The sequence below is a fragment of the Rhodococcus sp. ENV425 genome (genome assembly GCF_002887785.1).
Taxonomy (GTDB): domain Bacteria; phylum Actinomycetota; class Actinomycetes; order Mycobacteriales; family Mycobacteriaceae; genus Rhodococcus; species Rhodococcus aetherivorans.
Genome location: NZ_PCZU01000130.1, coordinates 1 through 5,254, shown reverse-complemented (window position 1 = coordinate 5,254; position 5,254 = coordinate 1). Strand labels below are relative to the sequence as shown.

The window sequence follows — 5,254 nt, the reverse complement described above, 5'->3', positions numbered from 1 at the left end:
TCGGCAGCACCCGCCACAGGGCCAGCGCGACCACGACCATCACGGCGGCGCTCACCCGGTAGACGGTGGCCCACCCGCCGACGCCGGCGAGGAGCCCGGCGACGCTTCGGGCGAGCAGGATGCCGAGCACCAACCCGCTCATCACCGTCCCGACGGCCTGGCCGCTGCGCTCCGGTGTGGCCAGGGTCGCGGCGAACGGCACCAGCACCTGCGCGGCCACCGAGAACAGCCCTGCGATCGCCGTGCCGACGGCCAGCACCGCGATGTCCGGGGCGAAGCCGCTGATTGCCTGGCCGGCCGCGGCGGCGAGCATGAGCCCCACCGTGAGGCGGCGCTTGTCGAACATGTCACCGAGCGGCACCAGGAACAGCAGGCCGAGGCCGTAGGAGACCTGGGCGATGGTGACGGTGGCTGCGGCGGCAGAGTGGGAGGTGCCCAGGGCGGCGGCGATCGAGTCGAGCAGGGGCTGGTTGAAGTAGTTGCCGCCCACGCACAAACCGGTGGCCGCCGCCATCAGCAGCAGCACGGGGGTGGTCAGCACGGGCCGGGTCGACGTCACGTCTGCCAGCCTCGCGCGGCCGGGCCGGTGCTGTCCAACCGGCTTCCTGCCGTCGGCGGCCCGGGACCGCCGACGCGCGGCTCAGGCGCGGCTCGCGCCGATCAGCGCGAACCTCCCGTCGGGATCGATCCACTCGCGCCGGACGACGAACCCGGCCTCGGTCAGTTCACGGCCCATCCCGTCGAGACGGAACTTGGCGGAGATCTCGGTGCGCAGCTGCTCACCCGCCGCGAAGGAGATCTCGAGATCCAGCCCGGGAATTCGGACGGTCATGGGCTCGGTGGCCTCGAGCCGCATCTCGATCCATTCGTTGATCGGGTCCCACACGGCGACGTGCCGGAACTTCCCGGGTTCGAAGTCCGCACCGAGCCGGTTGTTGAGCACGTTCAGCACGTTGCGGTCGAATTCCGCGGTGATCCCGGCCGCGTCGTCGTAGGCCGGCACGAGCACGTCCGGGTCGGTGACGAGGCCGATGCCGAGAAGCAGCCACTCCCCCGGCTCGAGCACGGCGGCGAGATCGGTGAGGAACGCGGCGCGCTCGGCGGGCGCCAGGTTGCCGATGGTGCCGCCGAGGAACGCGATCATGCGGCGTCCGCCGCCGGGCAGGTGCGCGAGCGAGCCGGTGAAGTCTCCGACGACGCCCCGCACCGTCAGGTCCGGGTACTCGGCCGAGAGCCGGGTCACCGCGGGCTGCAGGGCGGCCTCCGACACGTCCTGCGGTACGTACGTATGGATGTACGGTTGCAGCGCGTCGAGCAGGATCTCCGTCTTCTCGGAGGAGCCCGACCCGAGCTCGACGAGCATCTCGGGGCGGGCCTCGTCGGCCAGTTCCGGTGAATGCTTTTGCAGCAGAGCCCGTTCGGTGCGGGTGGGGTAGTACTCCGGCAGGCGGGTGATCCGGTCGAAGAGCTCGCCGCCGCGCGCATCGTAGAGCCAGGTCGGCGAGAGCCACTTCGGCGACGACGTCAGCCCGCGGCGCGCGTCGGCCCGCAGCGACTCGTCGAGCTGCTCCGGGGTCAGGTACACGTCCACCGTCATGAAACGGCCACCTCCATGGGGGACACGATGAGGTGTCCCGGTCGGGCGCTGACCAGGTGCCGGTCCGGCACCTGACGCCAGCGCGGATCGTCGTCGTACGGTTCCGAGGACACCACGGCGACGTCCTCGTCGACGAGGGTCCACAGCGAGTGGTACCAGGCCGTCGCCCACAACCCGGAACCGTTGCCCAGCAACAGGTTCAGCCGCGAACCCGGCGCGACCGCGAGCACGTCGTGGAGGAGCCGCATCAGCGCCTGCTCGGGCCGCGAGGAACGCAGCCGCGAGTACAGCAGCAGCCACAGCGCGGCCGCGTCGGTGGGCGACTCGAGCTGCAGCAGTTCGGCCACCGGCAGGCGCTGGGCCAGCGAAACGAGCGAACCGGGCCACCCGCGGACCAGCCCGTTGAGGCTGAACGCCCAGCCGTCGCGGGTGAACGGGGCGCAGGCCGAGCGCTCGACGGGCATGCCCTCCGTCGCCGAGCGCAGCGACGCCATGACGGCTCCGGCGCTGATGTGCGAAAGGCCTTCGGCGACAAAGGGGTCGGACCAGATCGGAGCGGGGTTCCGGTAGCGGCCGAAGCCGTCGGCACCCCACCATGCCACCCCGAACCCGTCGGCGTTGATGGTGCCGCCGCCGCGCATGTCCTTCGGCGCCCACGATTGGCGCAACAGCGACCGGGGTCCCTCGGTCACCAGGGAGCTCACCGAGCGGACCGGCCCGAGATATCCCAGGTGTCTACACATCCGGCACGTCCCGCGCGCAGCGGAAGCCGGCGAAGATCTGCCGCCGGATCGGCAGGTCCCAGTTGCGGAAGGTGCCGCGGCAGGCCGCGGGGTCGGTGCCGAACGAGCCGCCGCGCAGTACCCGGAAGTCGCCGCCGAAGAACACCTCCGAGTACTCCCGGTACGGGAAGGCGGTGAACCCGGGATACGGCTCGAACCCCGAGGCCGTCCATTCCCACACGTCGCCGATCAGCTGGTGCACGCCGAGGCGCGACGCACCCGCCGGATAGGCACCGACGACGGCCGGCTCGAGGTGCCGCTGGCCGAGGTTGGCGTGGGCCTCGGTCGGTTCCTCGTCGCCCCACGGGTAGCGCCGGCTCGCCCCGGTCAGCGGGTCCCAGCGGGCAGCCTTCTCCCATTCGGCCTCGCTGGGCAGCCGGCGCCCGGCCCAGCGCGCGAACGCCTCGGCCTCGTGGAAGCACACGTGCACCACGGGCTCGTCGGGATCGAGCGGCACCACCGCCCCGAACCGGCGGCGCCACCACGTGCCCGAGTCGTCGCGGGTCCAGAACTGGGGGGCCTCGAGACCCGCCTGCTCGCGGTGCACCCATCCCTCCGGGCTCCACAGCTCCCGGCGGGCGTAGCCGCCGTCGGCCAGGAACTCGAGGTAGCGCCCGTTGGTGACCGGCACCGTGTCGATCGCGAACGCCGGTACGTACACCCGGTGCGCGGCCCGCTCGTTGTCCAGCGCCCACGGATCGGTCGAGGTCCCCATCTCGAACTCGCCGCCCGGGATCAGCACCTCCTCCGCGGCCGGCGGCTCGGCGCGCCGCGGCGGCGGTGGGGCGTCGAGCACGGGCGATCCCGCCCGCAACTGGTGCGTGGCCAGCATCGTCTCCGCATGCTGCACCTCGTGCTGGACACTCATCGCGAAGACGAATCCGTCACGGGTGAGGTCGGTGTCGAATGCACACTGCGCCAGCACGTCCGCCGCCCGCGCGCGGACCTCCGCCGCGTAGCCGCGGGCCTCCGCCGGCCCGAGCAACGGCAGCGCCGGACGGTCCGCGCGGGGATGCCGGAAGGCGTCGTAGAGGTCGTCGACGTCCGGGCGCACACCGCCCTGACCGCCGGCCGCCCGGAGCAGCCAGCGTTCCTCCTGGTTGGCGATATGCGCGAGATCCCACACGAGGGGGCTCATCAGCGGCGAATGCTGGGCCGTGAGCTCCGCGTCGTCGATGTCGGTCAGCGCGAGGACCCGCGCCCGCGCGCGGGCGAGGTCCCGGCCGAGCCGGGTGTGCAGACCGCTCACCGGTCCTGGACCTCCGGGGTGCGACCGCGGCAGCACCGCGCCGCCGCCGAGTCCAGGGCCGTGGTGAACCGCATGTCCGGCGACGCCTCCGCGGCGAGGGCGAGCAGTCCGACCGCCGCGGCCCGGAGCTCGAGGTCCGCGAGACCGAACTCGGCAGCCTCCTGCCAGCGGTCCACGACGGGTGCGGCGACGGCCAGGGCCTCGTCCATCACGGCCGGCGAGGTGAGCAGCGCCTCGACCGCGGCGACCGGGACCTGCCAGAGGGCACCCGGCTGGGCGTCGATGTACCGGACCTCGAGATGCCCGGCGGGACGCACCGGCGGGAACAGGGTGGTCAGGTGGTAGTCCAGGTCGGCGACGGTGGGCCGGCGCCCGATCTCGTCGTCGAGACCGCCGCCGAGCCAGTCCGCGAACGACGCACCCGGCGGCGCGTGCCAGTCCCCGTCGGACGCGCGCACGCACAGCAGCGGCGCGTCGAGCGCCCAGGCCGGGTAGTGCGCCGGATCGGGGACGGGCGTGGTGCGGTCGGCGTCCAGCGCCAGCCAGGTCCGCATCCGCTGCGACGCCCAGGTTCCGTCCGGGGCGCCGCGCAGCGAGGGGGAACACGCGAACGCGGCCACGAGCGCCGGTCCGACGGCGTGCAGCACCCGCCACCGGCGGGCCAGCTCGCCGTCGTCGGCGCCGGCGTCGACGCTCACCTGAGTGGCGGCGGTGCTGTTCATCATCAACCGGCCCAGCGGCCCGATCCGGTCGAACCGGAGCTCCATCGCGCTGTACCGGGGGGTGCGCAGGAGCCGCTGCGGGGGGCGCAGTTCGTCGGCCGCCGCGTCGATCATGTCCACCGACCGGCGCGCCAGCAACGCACGGAGCATGCGGGCATCGGCGGTGAGACGGTCGCAGACCTGCCGCGCCGAGCCACACGGCACGCTCGACAGTTCGACCTGCCCGCCGGGCTCGAGGGTCACGGCGCTGCCCGACGGCAACGGCCGCGCCGAGGAGCCCGGAGCCAGCTGCCGGGGGGCGTGCGGGCCGAGGGCCTCGAGGATCGCCTGCAGCTCCGGCCGGGCGCTCGTGCCGTCGGCCCGGGCCGTGAGCCATTCCAGTTCCACCCCGATCAGCCGGGGCGGCCCGAAGCGGAAGCTCACCCTTCGCACGTGCAGTTCGGCGGCGGTTCGCGAGGCGATGCCGGCGTCCGCGCGCGGCACCGCCGTGTCGACTGTGATCACCACTCGGTCCGCCCCTCCCTCGCCTGTGGGCCAGCTCACGGACGAGCCTAACGTCAACCGGCGACAGGATGCGGGTGAACGCTCACGGCACGGCCCGGCGCGTCGCCCGTGCGAGGACACCGACCGCCAGCACGGCGGCGCCGACCCCGACGGCGCCCGGCGGCAGCGTCAGTGTCAGCGCGACGCACCCGACGGCCCCGATCACCTGCAGGAATCGGGGGTAGCGACGGTGCTCGTCCCGCTGGGTGAAGGCGGACAGGTTCGCGACGAGGTAGTACACCAGCACCCCGAAGGATGAGAATCCGATCACTCCGCGCAGATCGACGGTCGCGACGAGCAGGCACACCACCGCGGCGACGGCGAGTTCGGCCCGGTGCGGCACCGCGAACCGCGGATGCAC

Annotated in this window: 5 protein-coding genes and 1 pseudogene; all 6 read right to left on the bottom strand. The window is 73.2% G+C overall.

What is annotated here, in order from left to right; translation table 11 throughout:
• On the bottom strand, positions 1–559 hold a 559-nt coding region (locus CQZ88_RS30790), incomplete at its 3' end, for an MFS transporter (protein WP_258008541.1).
• An 81-nt stretch (positions 560–640) separates the two neighbouring features.
• Positions 641–1,597, bottom strand: coding sequence for an L-histidine N(alpha)-methyltransferase (gene egtD / locus CQZ88_RS10260; RefSeq protein WP_006938910.1), 957 nt, complete (start codon positions 1,595–1,597; stop codon positions 641–643).
• Positions 1,594–2,340 carry an ergothioneine biosynthesis protein EgtC gene (gene egtC / locus CQZ88_RS10255; protein ID WP_102799693.1) on the bottom strand — a complete coding sequence of 249 codons (747 nt, stop codon included), beginning with the start codon at positions 2,338–2,340 and terminating at the stop codon, positions 1,594–1,596. The genes egtD and egtC overlap by 4 nt, the downstream gene beginning before the upstream one ends.
• Positions 2,333–3,628 carry an ergothioneine biosynthesis protein EgtB gene (egtB, locus tag CQZ88_RS10250; RefSeq protein ID WP_006938913.1) on the bottom strand — a complete coding sequence of 432 codons (1,296 nt, stop codon included), beginning with the start codon at positions 3,626–3,628 and terminating at the stop codon, positions 2,333–2,335. Before egtB ends, egtC begins: the two co-directional genes overlap by 8 nt.
• A complete protein-coding gene (gene egtA / locus CQZ88_RS10245) occupies positions 3,625–4,857 on the bottom strand; it encodes an ergothioneine biosynthesis glutamate--cysteine ligase EgtA (protein WP_006938914.1) in 1,233 nt (410 codons plus the stop codon). The genes egtB and egtA overlap by 4 nt, the downstream gene beginning before the upstream one ends.
• 79 nt (positions 4,858–4,936) lie before the next feature.
• Positions 4,937–5,254: pseudogene (locus CQZ88_RS10240) on the bottom strand (amino acid permease); the annotation flags it as partial.

Bases quoted from the DNA above. Each gene is read 5' to 3' on its own strand.
- egtD (WP_006938910.1), bottom strand. From the start codon at position 1,597: ATGACGGTGGACGTGTACCTGACCCCGGAGCAGCTCGACGAGTCGCTG.
- egtC (WP_102799693.1), bottom strand. From the start codon at position 2,340: ATGTGTAGACACCTGGGATATCTCGGGCCGGTCCGCTCGGTGAGCTCC.